General features: G+C 34.5%; 13 protein-coding genes. 10 read left to right on the top strand and 3 right to left on the bottom strand.

The annotated features are described in order from the left end of the window. Positions 1–20: 20 nt before the first annotated feature. The 8 genes from ACTIEI_RS07195 to ACTIEI_RS07160 all read left to right on the top strand — a co-directional run bounded on the left by ACTIEI_RS07195 (position 21) and on the right by ACTIEI_RS07160 (position 10,734). Positions 21–2,519 (top strand): DPP IV N-terminal domain-containing protein, encoded by a 2,499-nt coding sequence (locus ACTIEI_RS07195; protein WP_439505615.1) that lies wholly within the window; start codon positions 21–23, stop codon positions 2,517–2,519. A 157-nt stretch (positions 2,520–2,676) separates the two neighbouring features. Further along, positions 2,677–3,861: an acyl-CoA dehydrogenase family protein gene (locus tag ACTIEI_RS07190; RefSeq protein WP_439505614.1), complete on the top strand. Its 1,185-nt coding sequence runs from the start codon at positions 2,677–2,679 to the stop codon at positions 3,859–3,861. Further along, positions 3,861–4,367 carry a shikimate kinase gene (locus tag ACTIEI_RS07185; RefSeq protein ID WP_439505613.1) on the top strand — a complete coding sequence of 169 codons (507 nt, stop codon included), beginning with the start codon at positions 3,861–3,863 and terminating at the stop codon, positions 4,365–4,367. The genes ACTIEI_RS07190 and ACTIEI_RS07185 overlap by 1 nt, the downstream gene beginning before the upstream one ends. Continuing rightward, positions 4,360–4,752 carry a DUF423 domain-containing protein gene (locus ACTIEI_RS07180; RefSeq protein ID WP_439505612.1) on the top strand — a complete coding sequence of 131 codons (393 nt, stop codon included), beginning with the start codon at positions 4,360–4,362 and terminating at the stop codon, positions 4,750–4,752. Before ACTIEI_RS07185 ends, ACTIEI_RS07180 begins: the two co-directional genes overlap by 8 nt. An 85-nt stretch (positions 4,753–4,837) precedes the next feature. After that, positions 4,838–7,471, top strand: a complete 2,634-nt coding sequence (locus ACTIEI_RS07175; RefSeq protein ID WP_439505611.1) for a DNA translocase FtsK 4TM domain-containing protein — start codon at positions 4,838–4,840, stop codon at positions 7,469–7,471. Between the two features lie 99 nt (positions 7,472–7,570). Beyond that, positions 7,571–8,200 (top strand): LolA family protein, encoded by a 630-nt coding sequence (locus tag ACTIEI_RS07170; protein WP_439505610.1) that lies wholly within the window; start codon positions 7,571–7,573, stop codon positions 8,198–8,200. A gap of 69 nt (positions 8,201–8,269) precedes the next feature. Further along, on the top strand, positions 8,270–9,406 hold the full coding sequence (locus tag ACTIEI_RS07165; protein ID WP_439505609.1) for an alpha/beta hydrolase-fold protein: 1,137 nt from the start codon (positions 8,270–8,272) through the stop codon (positions 9,404–9,406). Beyond that, positions 9,403–10,734, top strand: coding sequence for an alpha-L-fucosidase (locus tag ACTIEI_RS07160; protein ID WP_439505608.1), 1,332 nt, complete (start codon positions 9,403–9,405; stop codon positions 10,732–10,734). Before ACTIEI_RS07165 ends, ACTIEI_RS07160 begins: the two co-directional genes overlap by 4 nt. On the opposite strand, the gene ACTIEI_RS07155 is transcribed toward ACTIEI_RS07160, so the two are convergent. The 3 genes from ACTIEI_RS07155 to ACTIEI_RS07145 are packed head-to-tail and all read right to left on the bottom strand — an operon-like array spanning position 10,735 to position 14,584. Continuing rightward, on the bottom strand, positions 10,735–11,367 hold the full coding sequence (locus ACTIEI_RS07155) for a response regulator transcription factor (RefSeq protein ID WP_439505607.1): 633 nt from the start codon (positions 11,365–11,367) through the stop codon (positions 10,735–10,737). Then, positions 11,360–13,669 carry a tetratricopeptide repeat-containing sensor histidine kinase gene (locus tag ACTIEI_RS07150; RefSeq protein WP_439505606.1) on the bottom strand — a complete coding sequence of 770 codons (2,310 nt, stop codon included), beginning with the start codon at positions 13,667–13,669 and terminating at the stop codon, positions 11,360–11,362. Before ACTIEI_RS07150 ends, ACTIEI_RS07155 begins: the two co-directional genes overlap by 8 nt. Before the next feature lie 12 nt (positions 13,670–13,681). Then, a complete protein-coding gene (locus tag ACTIEI_RS07145) occupies positions 13,682–14,584 on the bottom strand; it encodes a ribonuclease Z (RefSeq protein WP_439505605.1) in 903 nt (300 codons plus the stop codon). Positions 14,585–14,818: 234 nt separating this feature from the next. On the opposite strand from ACTIEI_RS07145, the gene rpsO reads away from it, so the two are divergent. Continuing rightward, the gene (rpsO, locus tag ACTIEI_RS07140; protein ID WP_295185404.1) at positions 14,819–15,091 is read left to right on the top strand and encodes a 30S ribosomal protein S15; all 273 of its coding nucleotides are present in this window, start codon (positions 14,819–14,821) and stop codon (positions 15,089–15,091) included. 142 nt (positions 15,092–15,233) lie between these two features. Beyond that, a complete protein-coding gene (gene pnp / locus ACTIEI_RS07135; RefSeq protein WP_439505604.1) occupies positions 15,234–17,390 on the top strand; it encodes a polyribonucleotide nucleotidyltransferase in 2,157 nt (718 codons plus the stop codon). The last annotated feature ends 47 nt before the right edge of the window (positions 17,391–17,437 follow it).

Raw genomic sequence — 17,437 nt, 5'->3', positions numbered from 1 at the left:
CATCCAAAATTTATATGGCTATGAGATTAATTCAATTGTTCTTGCTATTAATGATCAGTTATTCAATAACGGCACAGCAAACCCCTGTAACTAAAGCCAACTATGAACTGGCTGCTCGTTTTTCGCCCAATAAGGTGCAGAAAATGGTTTTTAGTTTGGGAGTAGACCCGCATTGGTTAAAAAAGTCTGATCGTTTTTGGTATATGTATGAAACCACCGAAGGAAAAAAATGGTATATCGTAGATGCTGCAAAAGGAGAAAAAAAACAATTATTCGACAATGCTTTACTTGCTGCCAAACTTACTCGTATTACAGATGATCCAATGGATGCGCAGCATTTGAACATTGATAGTATGAAGTTTATACGGGACGAAAACTGGATAAGTTTTGAAGTGAAAACTACCAAAGACGTTCCCAAAAAGGATACTGCTGCAAAAAAAGGTACACCACCAGTGATGGAGAAGAAGGTATTTTATTTTGAATATAATATTTTGAATGGAGACTTAGTTGAAATAACGGATCCAGTTAAAACCAAGCGAAAGCCAATCTGGGCAAATATTGCTCCTGATAGTTCTATTGTTATTTTTGGTAAAAACAATAATCTTTATTCAATGGACTGGGCCAATTATAAAAAGGCACTTGTTAATGACAAAGATTCTACGATTGTTGAAACTCAATTAACCAAAGATGGCATTGAAAATTTTGGATATCACAATAATGGTAATGGAGAAACTAATGTGGATAGAGAAAAAAATAAAGGAAATAGAAGACCGGCATTTATTCTTTGGTCGCCAGATTCAAAATATTTTGTGGTAGATGTTACGGATAATAGAAGAGTGAAAGATTTATGGGTTATCAATAGTATTGCAGATCCTAGACCTACTTTAGAAACGTATAAATATTGGATGCCAGGCGAGAAAGAATCTCCTATTGAGCATTTGAGGTTGTTTGAAGTGGCAACGAAGTCAATGAGAGAAATAAGCACTGGTATGTATAAAGACCAAACAGTTAACGTATGGAGTGCACCATCAAAAGTAAGTAGCAGAGATGATGAGGGAAGAGCTAGTATTTGGTTAGGAACCGCCGATAAGTTCTATTTCAGTAGAACAAGCAGAGACTTGAAAAGGATTGATATTGGATTAGTTGACGTTAAAACAGCTACTGCTAAAACATTGATTGAAGAAAAAATGAATACCTATGTCGAAATCCGTAGAATCGGCTTAGTAAATGATGGTAAGGAATTAATTCAATGGAGTGAAGACGATGGATGGGGGCATTTTTATTTGTATGACGAAAATGGAAAACTGAAAAACCAAATCACTTCAGGGGCATGGCATGCTGAGGATATTTTAGCAATTGATGAGAAAGCAAGGGTGCTATATTTCTCTGCAAATGGAAAGGAACAAGGCGAAAATCCATATTACCTGCATGCTTATAGGGTGAATTTTGATGGAACAGGACTTAAATTATTAAATCCAGGAGACTTTGATCATAATGCCTCAATGGATGATAATAAAAAGTATTTAGTAAATAATTTTTCAAGAGTCAATACAGTTCCTAAATCAGTATTATTAGGAGCTGATGGAAGAAAAATCATGGATTTGGAAACAGCCGATCTAAGCAGTTTAATGGCAGCTGGGTATAAGTTTCCTGAAATATTCAAGGCCAAAGCAGATGATGGAATCACCGATTTGTATGGTGTAATGTACAAGCCATTCGATTTTGATAGCACCAAAAAATATCCCATTGTTGAATATGTTTATCCTGGTCCTCAAACAGAAGCAGTAAATACAAGCTTTAGCAGAGGTTTTGATAGAACAGATCGTTTAGCTCAGTTGGGAATGGTTGTCATTACTTTAGGAAATAGGGGTGGACATCCTAGCAGAAGTAAATGGTACCATAATTATGGGTATGGAAATTTAAGAGATTATGGTTTGGCTGATAAAAAAGCAGTTGCAGAGCAATTAGCTGATAAACATAAATTTTTAGATATTAATCGTGTAGGAATTCATGGCCACTCAGGTGGAGGATTTATGAGTACAGCAGCCATTTTGGTTTATCCTGATTTCTTTAAAGTGGCTGTTTCGTCTGCTGGTAATCATGATAATGCTATTTATAATCGATGGTGGAGCGAAAAGCACCATGGAGTTAAAGAAATTATTAGTGAAAAGAATGACACAACATTCCAATACAACATTGATAAAAATCCAGAATTGGCAAAAAATTTAAAAGGAAAATTATTGTTATTCCATGGTGAAATTGACAATAATGTGCATCCTGCCAATACCATGCGAGTAGCAAATGCTTTAATTAAAGCCAATAAACGTTTTGATATGAAATTGTTGCCAACTCAAAGACATGGATTTGGGGATATGACAGAGTATTTCTTCTGGGGCATGAGCGACTATTTTGCCAAATATTTAATTGGAGATTCAACAGAACGCCCAGTTGATTTAGAAGAGATGAATCGAGATATTCCTCAAAACAATAAAGCAGGAATGGGTGGAAGAAGGCAATAATGAATTACTGAATATCATTTTAAATCCCCGATTATTTAAGGTCGGGGATTTTTGTTTAGAATAATTCCTCCAACTTATAACATCTATTACGCATAATCTTTTTTTAAGCGCCGATTAATAGTACTTTTGTATCATTCTTTAGTTTTAAACTTCAATCATGGCTGCCAGAACAGATTTATTTCAATCTCCTGATTACTTTCAATTAGATGAGTTACTTAGTGAAGAACATAAGTTGATTAGAGAAACAGTCAGGGCTTATGTTAAAAAAGAGATTTCTCCTATTATTGAAGATTATGCTCAAAGAGCAGCATTTCCAGAACAAATAGTTCGTCAGTTAGGAGACTTAGGATGTTTTGGACCAACCGTGCCAACTGAATATGGTGGAGGCGGATTAGATTATATTAGTTACGGTTTGATGATGCAAGAGTTAGAGAGAGGGGATAGTGGGGTAAGAAGTACGGCTTCTGTTCAAGGAAGTTTGGTAATGCATCCAATTTATGCATACGGTAACGAAGCACAGCGTAATAAATATTTGCCTAAACTTGCCTCTGGAGAGTGGTTGGGTTGTTTTGGACTAACCGAGCCAGACCACGGCAGTAATCCCGCAGGTATGATTACCAATATTAAAGATGCTGGGGATCATGTTATACTAAATGGTGCTAAAATGTGGATCAGCAATGCTCCATTTGCAACTGTTGCAGTAGTATGGGCAAGAAACGAACAAAATGAAATACAAGGTGTCATAGTTGAAAGAGGTATGGAAGGATTTTCAACTCCAACAACTCATGGTAAATGGAGTTTACGTGCAAGTGCCACTGGAGAATTGGTATTTGATAATGTAAAAGTGCCTAAAGAGAATATTTTACCGAATGTAAAGGGATTGAAGGGACCCTTAGGTTGTTTAACTAAAGCACGTTACGGTATTGCATGGGGAGCTTTGGGAGCAGCTATGGATTGTTATGATACGGCATTGAGGTATAGCATGGAGCGTGTTCAATTTGATAGACCCATTGGGGGATTCCAACTTCAGCAAAAAAAGTTGGCCGAGATGATCACCGAAATCACCAAAGGACAATTATTGGTTTGGCGATTAGGGGTGTTGATGAGTGAAGGAAAAGCTACTCCTCAACAAGTAAGCATGGCCAAGCGAAATAGTTGTGAAATTGCAACCAATATCGCAAGAGATGCTCGTCAAATGTTAGGCGGTATGGGTATTACAGGTGAATACAGTATTATGAGACATATGATGAACCTCGAGAGTGTAATTACTTACGAAGGAACACATGATATTCATTTGTTGATTACTGGTATGGACATTACAGGGTACAACGCTTTTAAATAATGAAAATTTTTTTACTTGGTATGATGGGAAGCGGTAAAAGCTTTTGGAAAAAAAGCTTGTCTGCTAAACTGAAAACAGGTGGTTACGATTTAGATCAGATTATAGAATCGGTTGAAGAGAAAACAATCTCTGAAATTTTTGAAGAAGAGGGGGAAGCCGCATTTCGTAAAATAGAAGCTAACTTGCTTAGATGGTTCGCAGAGAAAAAGTCATTTGTTTTAGCAACAGGTGGAGGTACCCCATGTTTTCATCACAACATTGAATGGATGAATCAACAAGGAATCACTATTTGGTTAGATACTCCTTTAAATATTTTAACTGAAAGGCTACTTAATGAAATGGACCATCGGCCCTTAATTAGCAAGTTAACTCCTGATAAATTACAGTTATTTCTTCAAGACAAACTTTTAGAAAGAACTCCTTATTACCAACAAGCAAAAATTAAAGTAGCTGAAGATCAACTTGATTTGAAAATGCTCATTAAAAAAATTCAAACACATGCATAAAGGCTTTGTAGTTACAGCTTCTTTACTGGGGGCACTCGCCGTCTTGTTGGGGGCTTTTGGTGCGCATGGTTTAAAAAATTATGCTAGCCCTACTGCGCTTAATACCTATGAAACAGCAGTAAAATATCAGTTTTACCATGTTTTTGCGCTTGCACTATCTGGTATTTTATATGGTTTTATTCCTGCATCAGGAATATTAACTGCAGGTAAACTTTTTATTGCTGGTATGGCTGTTTTTTCTGGTTCCTTGTATTTACTTACATTTTTCTCAATTGCTGAGTTAAATCAGTTCAAATGGGTGGGGGCAATTACGCCCATTGGAGGTCTTTTGCTTGTAGCAGGCTGGGTTGTATTAGGATTTGCCGTTCTTCGTTTTAAAGGCTAGTGGAAAACTGTAATAGTAACAAGCCATTTTTGCACATTGCTTATATACTTTTATTAAAAGGTATTTCAAATTGTATATTTGAAATATGGCCAATAGCTTAAAAAAGAAAACGCCACCTCCGCCAGATCCTGAAGAACTGAATCCAGATAAGGATGCAGATATATCAGTAGGAGAAGTGGTTAAAGATGAACGTACCCAAAAAATCATTGGTTCTATTTGTTTATTACTAACCTTATTTCTATTTATTTCATTTACTTCTTACTTATTTACTTGGCAAGAGGACCAAGATAAAGTACAGCAATTGGGCGTTAGTATATTTTCAACTGATGATATTAAGGTTAATAATTTATTGGGCGTTTTGGGAGCTTATATAGCTCATACGCTATGGTATAATGGTTTTGGTATAGCTTCTTATCTTTTTTGTACTGTTTTTTTTGTCCTAGGAGTTAATTTATTATTTGGGAAAAAAGTGTTTAAGCTTTTTCGCAATTTTAAGTATGTGCTAATTGGATTAGTTGTATTTAGTATGGCGAGTTCTTTTTTATCAAAAGGATCTCCGTTTTCATGGGGTGGAGCAGTTGGTGAATACTTAAATGATTGGTTCGAAAAATGGATAGGGAAAATTGGGACAGGCGCATTACTATTGCTCACTTTGTTTAGTTATTTTATATGGCGTTTCAACCCAGCATTCAATTTGCCTGATTGGAAATTTAAATTTTCAGATGGTAAAAGTGAATCAATGGCTAAAAATCTGGCGGCTGATATGCCAGAAGAATCAAATGATGCGCTCAATCAATTAGACGAAAATGCGCCATCTGAAAATGCAGAATTGCTAGCAGATGAGGAGGAGATACCTGTAAGTAAGAATAAATTAAAAAGTAATGTAAGTAGCGTATCTATCATAATGCCTAAAGAGCCTATAGCTTCTGAAAATCCTTTAAATGAATTTGATATAATTGAAAAAGAAGAACAATCCTTTATAGATGAAAATGAGCTCGCTATAGCTTTAGATGAAGACTTAGAGGAAGACTTAGAGGAAGATCTGGAAGTGGCAGAAGAAGATTTAATTGAGGCAATTGAAAAAGTTGAACAAGCACCTTTTGTGCCGAATAATAAAGTAAATGAACCCGAATTAGAATTAGAAATAAAAGAAACACCTGAAGAAGAAGAGGAAATACTTGCAGGAATTGCTGCAACTGTTGGAAGTTTAGCGAGCAAATACGATGTTACTTTAGATTTAAAAAATTATACATATCCAGGATTAGATTTGTTAGAAACCCATGGTAGTGAAAAAATTGTTCATGATCCAGCTGAATTGGAAGCGCATAAAAATCAAATCATAGCAACTTTAAAAAACTATGATATTGCCATACAACGTATTGCAGCAACTGTAGGACCAACTGTTACTTTGTACGAAATTGTTCCTGCTCCTGGAGTAAGAATTAGTAGAATCAAGAACCTTGAAGATGATATTGCATTGAGTCTGGCAGCTTTAGGTATTCGTATCATTGCACCAATTCCTGGAAAAGGAACGATTGGTATAGAAGTGCCCAATGTTCGCAAAACAGTAGTGAGCATGAAAACCCTACTAGCGAGTGATAAGTTTCAAAATAGTACATTTTCACTCCCAATAGCAATCGGTAAAAAGATTGACAATGATAATTTCATTGTAGATTTAGCTACAATGCCCCACTTATTAATGGCTGGAGCAACCGGACAAGGTAAGTCTGTGGGATTGAATGCAATTCTGGTTTCGTTATTGTATAAAAAACACCCATCTCAATTAAAGTTTGTGTTGGTTGATCCGAAGAAAGTTGAGTTGAGTTTATATAGGGTAATTGAGAAGCATTTTTTAGCAAAGTTACCTGGAGAAGAAGAATCCATTATTACTGATACTAAAAAGGTAGTTTATACATTAAATGCATTATGTATTGAAATGGATAATCGATATGATTTGCTAAAAGAAGCAGGATGTAGAAATATTAAAGAATATAATGAAAAATTTACTGCTCGAAAATTAAATCCTGAAAAAGGTCACCAGTATTTGCCTTTTATTGTGTTAGTTGTTGATGAATTTGCCGATTTGATTATGACTGCAGGCAAAGAAGTTGAAATGCCAATTGCTCGTTTAGCACAGTTAGCAAGGGCTATTGGTATACATTTAATTATTGCTACTCAAAGACCATCAGTTAATATTATTACAGGAACAATTAAAGCAAATTTCCCAGCTCGTATTGCTTTTAAAGTTTCAAGCAAAATAGATAGTAGAACCATTTTAGATGCAGGTGGTGCTGAGCAGTTAATTGGCAAAGGAGATATGCTCGTAAGTTATAATGGCGAAATAACCAGATTACAGTGTGCATTTGTTGATACGCCAGAGGTAGATGCCGTCTGTGAATTTATAGGAGATCAAAAAGGTTATCCACAAGCTTTTTTATTGCCCGAATATGTTGATGAAAAAGATATAGAAAATAGTCATTTTGATGCCAATGATCGAGACCCTTTATTTGAAGATGCAGCAAGGCTCATAGTTAGTAGTCAAATGGGATCTACTTCATTAATACAAAGAAGGATGAAATTAGGATATAATCGGGCGGGTCGTTTAATGGATCAACTAGAAGCTGCTGGAGTTGTAGGTCCTAATCAAGGTAGTAAGGCTAGGGAAGTATTGTTTAAGACTGATTCAGAATTACAATCATTTTTAGATTCTATGGCCTAAACCTATTCAGCTGAATTAAATTGTTTTTTACCGAAACTTTAATGATCTGAATAAGTCAAAATCAGTCTAAAGTGTATATTTGCACCCTAATTCGCAATTATGCACAAATTTTACATAGCTAGTATTTTAATATTTTGTTCTTTTTTATTTACACAAGCTCAAAATGACCCAGCTGCCAAAAAAGTAATTGATGCGTTCGGTTCAAAAGTAAAAGCATCCAATGGGATTACAGCTTCCTTTTCTTTGAAGTCGTTCACCAGTAAAGGTAAAGCAAACGGTACTAAAGCGCTATCCCTTTCTATGCGAGGCGACAAGTATTTACTTAAGCAAGGCAAAACTGAAATCATTTGTGATGGAAAAAATGTATACAATTTTGATGGAGCTAAAACAATCACAAAATCTCCAGTAGAGGAAAGTAGTCAAACATTAAGCCCACAAAAATTACTTGCTGGCTCTTATGATAAAGATTTCTCTTACAAATTAGTTAATTCTAAGGGTAATTTCAATGAAATTGAAATGGTTCCATTAGATAAAAGAAAGAATTTTCAAAGAGTAACCTTGTATTTTAATAAGAAAACAAGTGTACTATCCAAAGCAAGTATTTTAGATAAAAGCAATAATATTACAGAATTAGGGGTTAGTAATATAAACTTGAATGCAAAAATTGCAGATGCTTTATTTGTATTTACTAAGTCTAATTATCCTAAAGACGTTGAAATTTTAGATTAACTAATTGGTTTTTTTTAAAGAGCCTTCTCATAACTGGGAAGGCTCTTGTTTTTTTTGTAATTTTATTGCATGACTAGAATCGTTGTTTTAATTAGTTTCTTTATTGTAAGTCAATTAAAGGGACAGTTTAGCGCAAGATTTGTTGTGACTAATATTGCAACTAGATCAAATGAGGATGTATATTTAACTGGTACATTTAATAATTGGAATCCACAAGACCCGCAATATAAATTAAGACCCTTTAGTGGTGGAAGGAAAAGCATTGTATTAATTAATTTGGCTCCTGGTACTTATGCATTTAAGTTTTCGCGAGGAGTAAATAAATTAGAATCAACTGCAGATGGCAGGGATATACCAGATAGAATACTTGAAGTGAGCAAAGACGAATCAAATGAATTTACAATTGCGGGATGGAAGGATGATTATCCTGAAAAGCCAAAGTCTTATACTGCAACTCCTCAAGTACGTATAATGGACACCGCATTCTTTATTCCTCAATTAAATAAAAAAAGGAGAATTTGGATTTACTTACCCAAAAATTATCAGACCACTGGCAAGAATTATCCGGTTTTGTATATGCAGGACGGTCAAAATTTATTTAATGAAAAGACAGCATATGCCGAAGAGTGGGGAGTAGATGAATGTTTAGATAGTTTACAAACCAAACTACAAAAGGAATGTATTGTTGTTGGTATAGATAATGGCTTGGATAAAAGAATAAATGAGTATAATCCCTACGATCATTTTCAATATGGCAAAGGATTAGGGAAGGAATATGTAGATTTTTTAGCTCAAACTTTAAAGCCATATATTGACAGTCATTATCGAACTCGAAAAGGCCGCGATTATAATTATTTAGCTGGCAGTAGTATGGGAGGCTTAATCAGTTGGTATGCTATGTTAAAACATCCCACTGTTTTTGGAGGAGCTGCCGTTTTTTCACCCTCATTCTGGATTTCTCCACAAATTGCAATAGACGCAGAGAAATGGGATGAAATGGAAATGCTTAGATTTTATCTTTACACTGGCGGTAAAGAAGAGGCTAATTCGGTGGCTGATTTGCAAAAAATGGCTTCTATTTTACAAAAGAAAAAGCAATCACAAATTAGAACTGTTGTGAATCCTATTGGACAACACAGTGAAAAATATTGGAGGCAAGAGTTTGCAGATTTTTATAAATGGATGTCAAATAACTGGAAAGAATGAGAATTACCCCATTAATTGTTGTATTTTATCTTTTAGGTTTTGTTGCAAATGCACAAACTAAAAATCCTTTACCTACGAATGCCCAATTAAAATGGCACCAGAATAATTATTATTTTTTCATGCATTTTGGTCCAAATACATTTACCGGTAAAGAGTGGGGCGATGGGAAAGAAAAAACAGAAGTGTTTAATCCTACACAACTTGATACCGATCAGTGGTGCAAAGTTGCAAAAGAATCTGGTGCCAAGGGCATCATTATTACAGCAAAACACCACGATGGATTTTGTTTATGGCCAAGCAAATATTCAACCCATACTGTACGTGAAAGTGGATTCAAGAGAGATGTGTTAGCTGAATTATCAGCCTCTTGTAAAAAAGCAGGTTTGTTATTTGGCGTTTATTTATCTCCATGGGATAGAAATCATCCTGATTATGGTACAGAAAAGTACAATGATGTTTTTGTGAATATGATGACTGAAATATTTCAACAATATGGTCCTATTTGGGAATTGTGGTGGGACGGTGCAAATGGGGAAGGACCTAATGGAAAGTCACAGGAATACGATTGGAAACGTTATGAAAAAGTAGTTAGACAATTGTCCCCTCAAACGATAATTTTCAGTGATATTGGTCCAGATATACGATGGGTTGGTAATGAAAGTGGCTATGCGGGGAAAACCAATTGGAATTTATTGGATACGTTTGGTTTTAAACGCGGTCATGGTGCACCTCATCAAGATACCTTAGGTACAGGAAATTATAAAGGCGCCAACTATATCCCTGCCGAAGTGGATGTAAGTATTCGTCCGGGTTGGTTTTACAGGGATTCTGAAAATGATAAAGTGAAATCTTCAGATAATTTATTCAAAATTTATCTTGAATCAGTGGGGAGAGGAGCTAACCTATTATTGAATGTGCCTCCAGATTCAAGGGGACTTATTCACGAAAATGATATTCTAGCCCTAAAGGGTTTAAAGAATAAAATAGATGAATTAGAAAAAGTAAATCTATTAAAATTTGCTGCATTGAATCAAGCAAGTCCCGATAAGAATAATCCCCAAAAGAAAAGTACATGGCATTATATTCTTAAAAAACCTGTTTCATTTAATGGTATTATATTAGAGGAAGAATTAAAATATGGTCAAAAAATTGCTTCTGCAATTATTAGTCTATCATTAAATGGTGAACAGGTATTTCAAGAGATTATTACTACTGTAGGAAACAAACGAATTATCCAATTACCCAAGTCGATTCAGGCAACTGAACTGTCTATTGTAATTAATGAATCAAAGGGACTTCCTTTTCTTAAAAGGATAAAAGCCTATTAATTAATTTAACAACCTGTGTTCATAAGCCCATTTAACTAGAGAAAGTAAATTATTAGTACCTGTTTTTCTGAAAATATTTTTGCGATGTGTTTCAACTGTTCTTACAGCAATATTAAGTGCATCTGCGATTTGTTTGTTTGAAAGGTCTTTTTCCATCAAACTAATTACTTCAATTTCTCGATTTGTTAAGTGAGCCGCGGTTAATTCATCTTTATTAACAACATGATTGGCTAAAACATCTAAAATAGGTTCAGGAAAATATTGGCCACCCGCCGCTATTTTGTGAATAGCAGTAACTAATTCATTGACGTTAGTCTGTTTTAATAAATAACCACTAATGGAAGCTTTATTGATTAATTGATCTATAATGCCCCCCTCTCCGTTCATGCTAAGTGCAATTATTTTGATATTGGGATAAATAATACTAACTAATTCTGCTAATTCTAAACCATTCATTTCAGGCATCATTACATCTGTAAGTAATACATCCACCGGTTTGTCGGACAAATGATTCAACATTTCTTTGCCATTGTTGGCAGTACAGGCAATTTGAATGCCTGGCTGGTTACTCAATAATGCAGCTAACCCCTCAATTACAATTTGATGATCATCAACAATACCAATATTAATCATTTCTATTAATTGTGCTAGCAAATGTTAAAGGAATAAAGATGGCTACTAAAGTACCATTATTTTTACTAGTATTCCATTCCACGGTACCTTCCAAATATTGAATTCTAGATTTTATATTTGATAGCCCAATTCCATTGCTTGGTGTTAGTTCATTTATATTAAATCCAATTCCATTGTCTTCTATCATTACGTCAATGCCATCTGTTGATTTTGAAATTGATATATCTAAAACACTTGCATTCGCATGTTTAATAACATTCTGAACACTTTCTTGAATAACTCTATATAAAACAGCTTCTATATGAGTAGGAATTCCATCTTTGAGTCCTTCGGTTGCTAAATTAATTTTTAAACTATGTTGATTTATTTGACCAATAAATTCTTGTACAGCATTAACTAAGCCTTTTAATAAAAGTGCATTAGGCATCATATTATGACTCACTTGTCTTACTTCTTTACAACTTTCATTTACAAGTGTTAGAGACTTATCTAATAAACTTGATTCAAATAAGTTATTTTTACCTAATTCACTCTTTAGTGCTTGTAAATTCATATATGCAGCAGACATTAATTGTCCTATTCCATCATGGAGGTCTGTGGCTATTCTTTTCCTTTCTTTTTCTTCAGCATTAATTACTTCAATAGCAGCATTTTTTTGTTGTTCCAATAATTGTTGCTGGTATAATTTGTCTTGTATGGCTTTATTTCTCTTGTAAATAAAATAAATAGCTAAGGCTAAGAAACAGATGCTGATTAAAACAATGACTATTTGATTATTTTTCTTACTTACTTCTAATGCTTTAATTCTATTTTGTTCTGCGAGTCTTCTAATTCTATCTTCTCTATTGCTAGAGTCTAGTTTTGCTTGCAGTAGTTGTTTATTTTGTTCATATAATAAAAGACTGTCTGAAATTATTTGCAATTCAGCATCTGCTAATTTGAGTTTTTGTTCAGAAATTTTGAAAAGACTTTGATTAATTGCCAGTTGTTGATTAGCTATTTCCAAAGATTTAATTGAATCTGATTTATTTAGTAATGAAATAGTATATTCCTTTTTTTGAGTTTCATATTTAGTTTGTAATTCATTCACATCCTTAATTACTTTTTCTCCCATGAATTTTTCATTAATTCTCATGTATTTGCTTCTATAAATAAGCGCACTATGAAAATTTCCCATTGAAGAATCCAATGCTGAGCGGTGGTTGTAAATTTCGCCAAAACTGTAATCATCTGCTTTAGATTCAATTGCTGTCTGTTCCGCTTTTTCATACCATTTGAGTGCTTCAACATTTTCATTTAGACCAGCTAGTGATAATCCTATATTTTGTTCAATTAAGGCAACGCCAGCCTTAGATTGATTTTGATTGGCCAATTCTAAAGCTTTTTTTAAGAGTGGGACAGCTGAGGCATAATTTTTCTGCCGAATATTCATGGCCCCCATATTATTATAAACCACTTGCATGCCTCTTTTAAAATCAACTCTATTAAAAAAATCTAAACTTTCATTCAGTTCATTTATAGCACTTGGGTAGTCATTTAAATCAACATAAACGTTCGCTAGATTAACATGAGCTATCCCTAGATTCCTCCAATCTTTTGAAATGACATTTGCTTTGATTGACTTTTTAAAGTATTCAATTGCTTTGGGGTAATTTTTTGTTTGATAAAATAGTCGACCAATATTATTCTGGGTAGCACCAATTGTTTTGGTGTCGTTTAATAATTCTTGTATTTCTAATGACTTTATTAAATATTGCAATGCTAATTTAGGCTCTGTTTTTTCAGTAAACATTGCTCCTGCATTGTGATATAAAACACTCAGTGCTTTTTGGTCATTCAATTTTTTATAAATTGATTCTGCCTTATCAAAGTTGGCGGCAGACTCTTCAAAGTTTCCTAATAAAGAAAAAGCTTGCCCTTGCATGGTATAATTGGCAGCCATTTCTTTTGGTCTTTTCAACTGCTGCCAAATTGTTGCTTCCTGATTTAAAAAAGGAATTGCCTTTTGGGCTGTTCTTTTTATGATAAAATAATTCCCTTTTGTTCTTAAAGCGGCTGCAATACCCGGTCTAAATTGAAATTGATTGGAATAATTGATTACAGTATTTGCATATTTAAATGCATTGGTAGAATCTGTAAATGAATAATAAAATGCTAATTGGGCAAGGGCATTTAATTGATTGGTGTCTTTTATATTTACTGGAATGATACTTTTAAGACTGTCAATTTCCCTTTGATATTGGGCAGAAATCGGTAGCGCATGAATTAAGGATAGTATTATTACAAATAGAATATATTTCATTTAATAACTATATCAAAGCCTAAAAGTAACACCTTCAATAGCAAGTTGCGTATTAGGGAATACTGCTGACGCTTCTTTTAAATAATCGTGTAACTCTTCAAATTTACTACTAAAATGTCCTAACAAAAGCCCGCCAGCATTAGCTTTTAAAGCAATAGTAGCAGCTTGCGAAGTAGTAGAATGAAATCTTGCAGCAGCCCTTTCTTCCATCCCATTCAAATAAGTTGCTTCATGATAAATCATAGTTGCATTTTTTACAATTTCAACAAGTCTCTCGTCGTAAATAGTGTCTGCGCAATAAGCATAAAATCTGATAGGAGAATTAGGAAAAGTGACTTGGTCATTATAAATAACTGAACCATCTTTTGAAGTATAATCATATCCCAATTTTAATGAAGGGTAAAAAGCAGCCGGAATATTGTTAAGGACAGCTTTTTCTTTGTCAATTTTTCTGGGTACTTTTTTTTCTTTTACAATAAATCCCCAACAAGGAATACGATGTTTTGTATGAAATGTTTCAACAGAAAATTTTGAATTATCTACAATAAGTCCTTCTTTATCTAGAGGATGAAAAATAAGCTCAAATGGTAGGGTAGTAGAAGCAACTTTTAACTGTAGGGCAATAATTTCTTCTAATCCTGGAGGCGCAAATAAATGAAGCGGTTGTTCTCGATTTAAGAGTGCCATGCTACTTATTAAACCAATTAAGCCAAAATAATGGTCTCCATGAAGGTGTGATATAAAGATATGATTGAGTTTTCCTCGTTTGATTTTATATCTTGATAGTTGCATCTGTGTACCTTCTCCGCAGTCAATTAACAGCAATTCATCACTAATGGTAACTATTTGGGCACTAGGATGTCTATCGTAAGCGGGAAGTGCAGAATTATTTCCTAAAATGGTTACAGCAAACATAAGCTGTTAAAAAGGTTTGGTTAGAAGTTTTGAAGATAAGACAAATTATTATTTTTTGTGCTGCATAACTCTACCATTTTAAATTGATTTACAAATTAATATGACCAATTTGAGTCGCTCTGTTTACTTCGAGTAAAAAAATGGATAATATTTGTGTTTTTTATAGAAATTTGGTACTTTTGCACCGAAAAAAAAGAAAGAGTCTAATTCCGGAGTCTATTTAAAAACTTAGAGATGCCTTATTTAACTACAGAAAGAAAAGCCAGCATTTTTGCTGAATTTGGTGGAAAAGCAAGCAACACAGGTTCAATTGAAGCGCAAGTTGCTATTTTAACTGAGCGTATTGCGCATATTTCAAAGCACTTACAAGCAAACAAGCACGATCATTCTACTCAGCGTGGTTTAATGATGATGGTAGGTCAGCGTAAACGTTTATTGGCTTATATGCAAAAGCATAACTTAAGCGGATACCGTGCATTAATTGAAAAATTGGGACTGAGAAAATAATTTCTCCGTCATGTTATATAACCATTCCCAACTCACATTTTATTGTAGTTGGGAATAGTTGTTTTAACATATATCTTTCTATTAAACTTACAAACCAGTAATAGGTGTCTGTTGATACCCCTTACTACATCTAATTTAAACTATGTTATCGCAACCAATAAGTGTTCAATTTAACCTAGACGATAAACGTCAGGTAACATTAGGAACAGGTAAATTAGCTCGTCAAGCAGATGGTGCTATTACTGTTCAACAGGGCAACTGTATCATTATGGCAACAGTTGTAGCCAATAAAGATCCAAAAGAAGGACAGGATTTCTTTCCTTTAAGTGTAGATTACCAAGAAAAATTTGCATCTGCAGGACGTGTTCCAGGATCATTTTTTAAGAGAGAAGCTCGTTTAAACGATTATGAAATATTGACAAGTCGTTTAATTGATAGAGCACTAAGACCATTGTTTCCCGAAGATTATTTCTGTGATGTTCAGGTATTAGTTACGTTAATTTCAAGTGATGCTGAAATTATGCCCGATTCACTTGCATGTTTAGCTGCATCAGCCGCTTTGGCTGTTTCAGATATTCCTGTAAAAGAAATTATATCTGAAGTTAGAATTGCTAAAGTAAATGGTAATATCATTATCAATCCTACTCGTTCTGAATTAGCAAATGCTGAATATGAATTTATAATTGCTGCAACTGAGAAGAATTTGATGATGGTTGAAGGCGAAGCAAAAGAATGTTCAGAAGAAGACTTGGTAAAAGCTTTAGAAATTGCACACGAAGCTATTCGTATTCAAATTAACGCTCAGGTAGAATTAAGAGCAAAAGCTGGTGTAACTGGCAAGCGCGATTATAAAAAACCTGAACAAGATGAGCAAATCAAGGAATTGGTTTACCGTTTGGCTAAAGATCGTGTATACCAAATATCTAGAAATGGATCAGCAAAACACGAACGTTCTGATGCGTATAGTTTGTTAAAAGATGAAGTGATGGCTTCATTACCTGAAGATGTAACAGACTTACAAAAGAAGTTAGCAAAAAAGTACTATGAAGACCTTAAATGGGAAGTTGTAAGAAATATGATTTTAGAAGACCGTATACGTTTGGACGGTCGTAAGTTAGATGAAGTAAGACCATTGGCAATGGAAGTAGAACCGCTTCCTACTCCTCATGGATCTGCTTTGTTTACTAGAGGAGAAACTCAATCATTAACAACTGTCACTTTTGGTACTAAATTAGATGAGTTGTTAGCAGAAACTGCTGCCAAATCAGAATATTCAAAATTCTTCTTGCATTACAATTTTCCTCCATTTTCAACTGGTGAAGTAAAAATGATGCGCGGAGTAGGAAGAAGAGAAGTAGGTCATGGCAACTTGGCTCAACGCTCACTTAAGCAGATGATGCCCTCTTCAACTGAGTTTGCTTACACAGTTAGAATTGTAAGTGATATTTTAGAAAGTAATGGTTCTTCTTCAATGGCTACAGTATGTGCCGGATCATTGGCTTTAATGGATGCAGGTGTTCCTATACCAAAGCACGTAAGTGGTGTAGCAATGGGTTTAATTACGAGAGAGGATGGTAAATACGCAATTTTGACGGATATCTTAGGAGATGAAGATCATCTAGGAGATATGGACTTTAAAGTGACCGGAACGAAGGATGGTATTTGTGGCGTACAAATGGATATCAAAGTGGATGGATTAAGCATGGAAGTAATGCGAGAAGCTTTGTCTCAGGCAAGAAGCGGAAGATTACATATTTTGGATGCCATGTACGAATGTATTCCTGCACATAGAGCAGAAGTTAAACCACATGCTCCAAGAATGGTTAAGTTGATTATCGATAAAGAATTCATTGGTGCAGTGATTGGGCCAGGAGGTAAAGTTATTCAAGAAATCCAACGTGAAACAGGTGCCACTGTTAATATCGAAGAAGTTGGCAATATGGGTGAAGTGAGCATCTTCTCTGCTTCAAAAGATAGTTTAGATCATGCGGTAAGATGGATCAAGGGGATAACAGCAATACCAGAAGTGGGAGATGTTTATGAAGGCCCTGTAAAAGGTATTAAAGAATTCGGAGCTTTTGTAGAATTTATGCCAGGCAAGCAAGGTTTGTTGCATATCAGCGAAATTAGTTGGAGCCGCCTTGAATCAATGGATGGATTGTTTAAAGAAGGGGATATGGTAAAAGTTAAATTGGTAGGTCTTGATCCAAAGACCGGTAAGTTTAAGTTAAGCCGAAAGGCATTAATGCCAAGACCTGAACAAAAGCCAAGAGAAAATAATCCAAATAATGAAGGATAAATTTATTGTATGACTTTTTTAATCAATGGCCCGTTATTGGGCCATTG

This window comes from Sediminibacterium sp. (genome assembly GCF_051860225.1).
In the GTDB taxonomy this organism is placed as follows: domain Bacteria; phylum Bacteroidota; class Bacteroidia; order Chitinophagales; family Chitinophagaceae; genus Sediminibacterium.
Note: the sequence above shows the minus strand (reverse complement) of the source record. Positions and strands in the feature narration are given on the sequence as shown.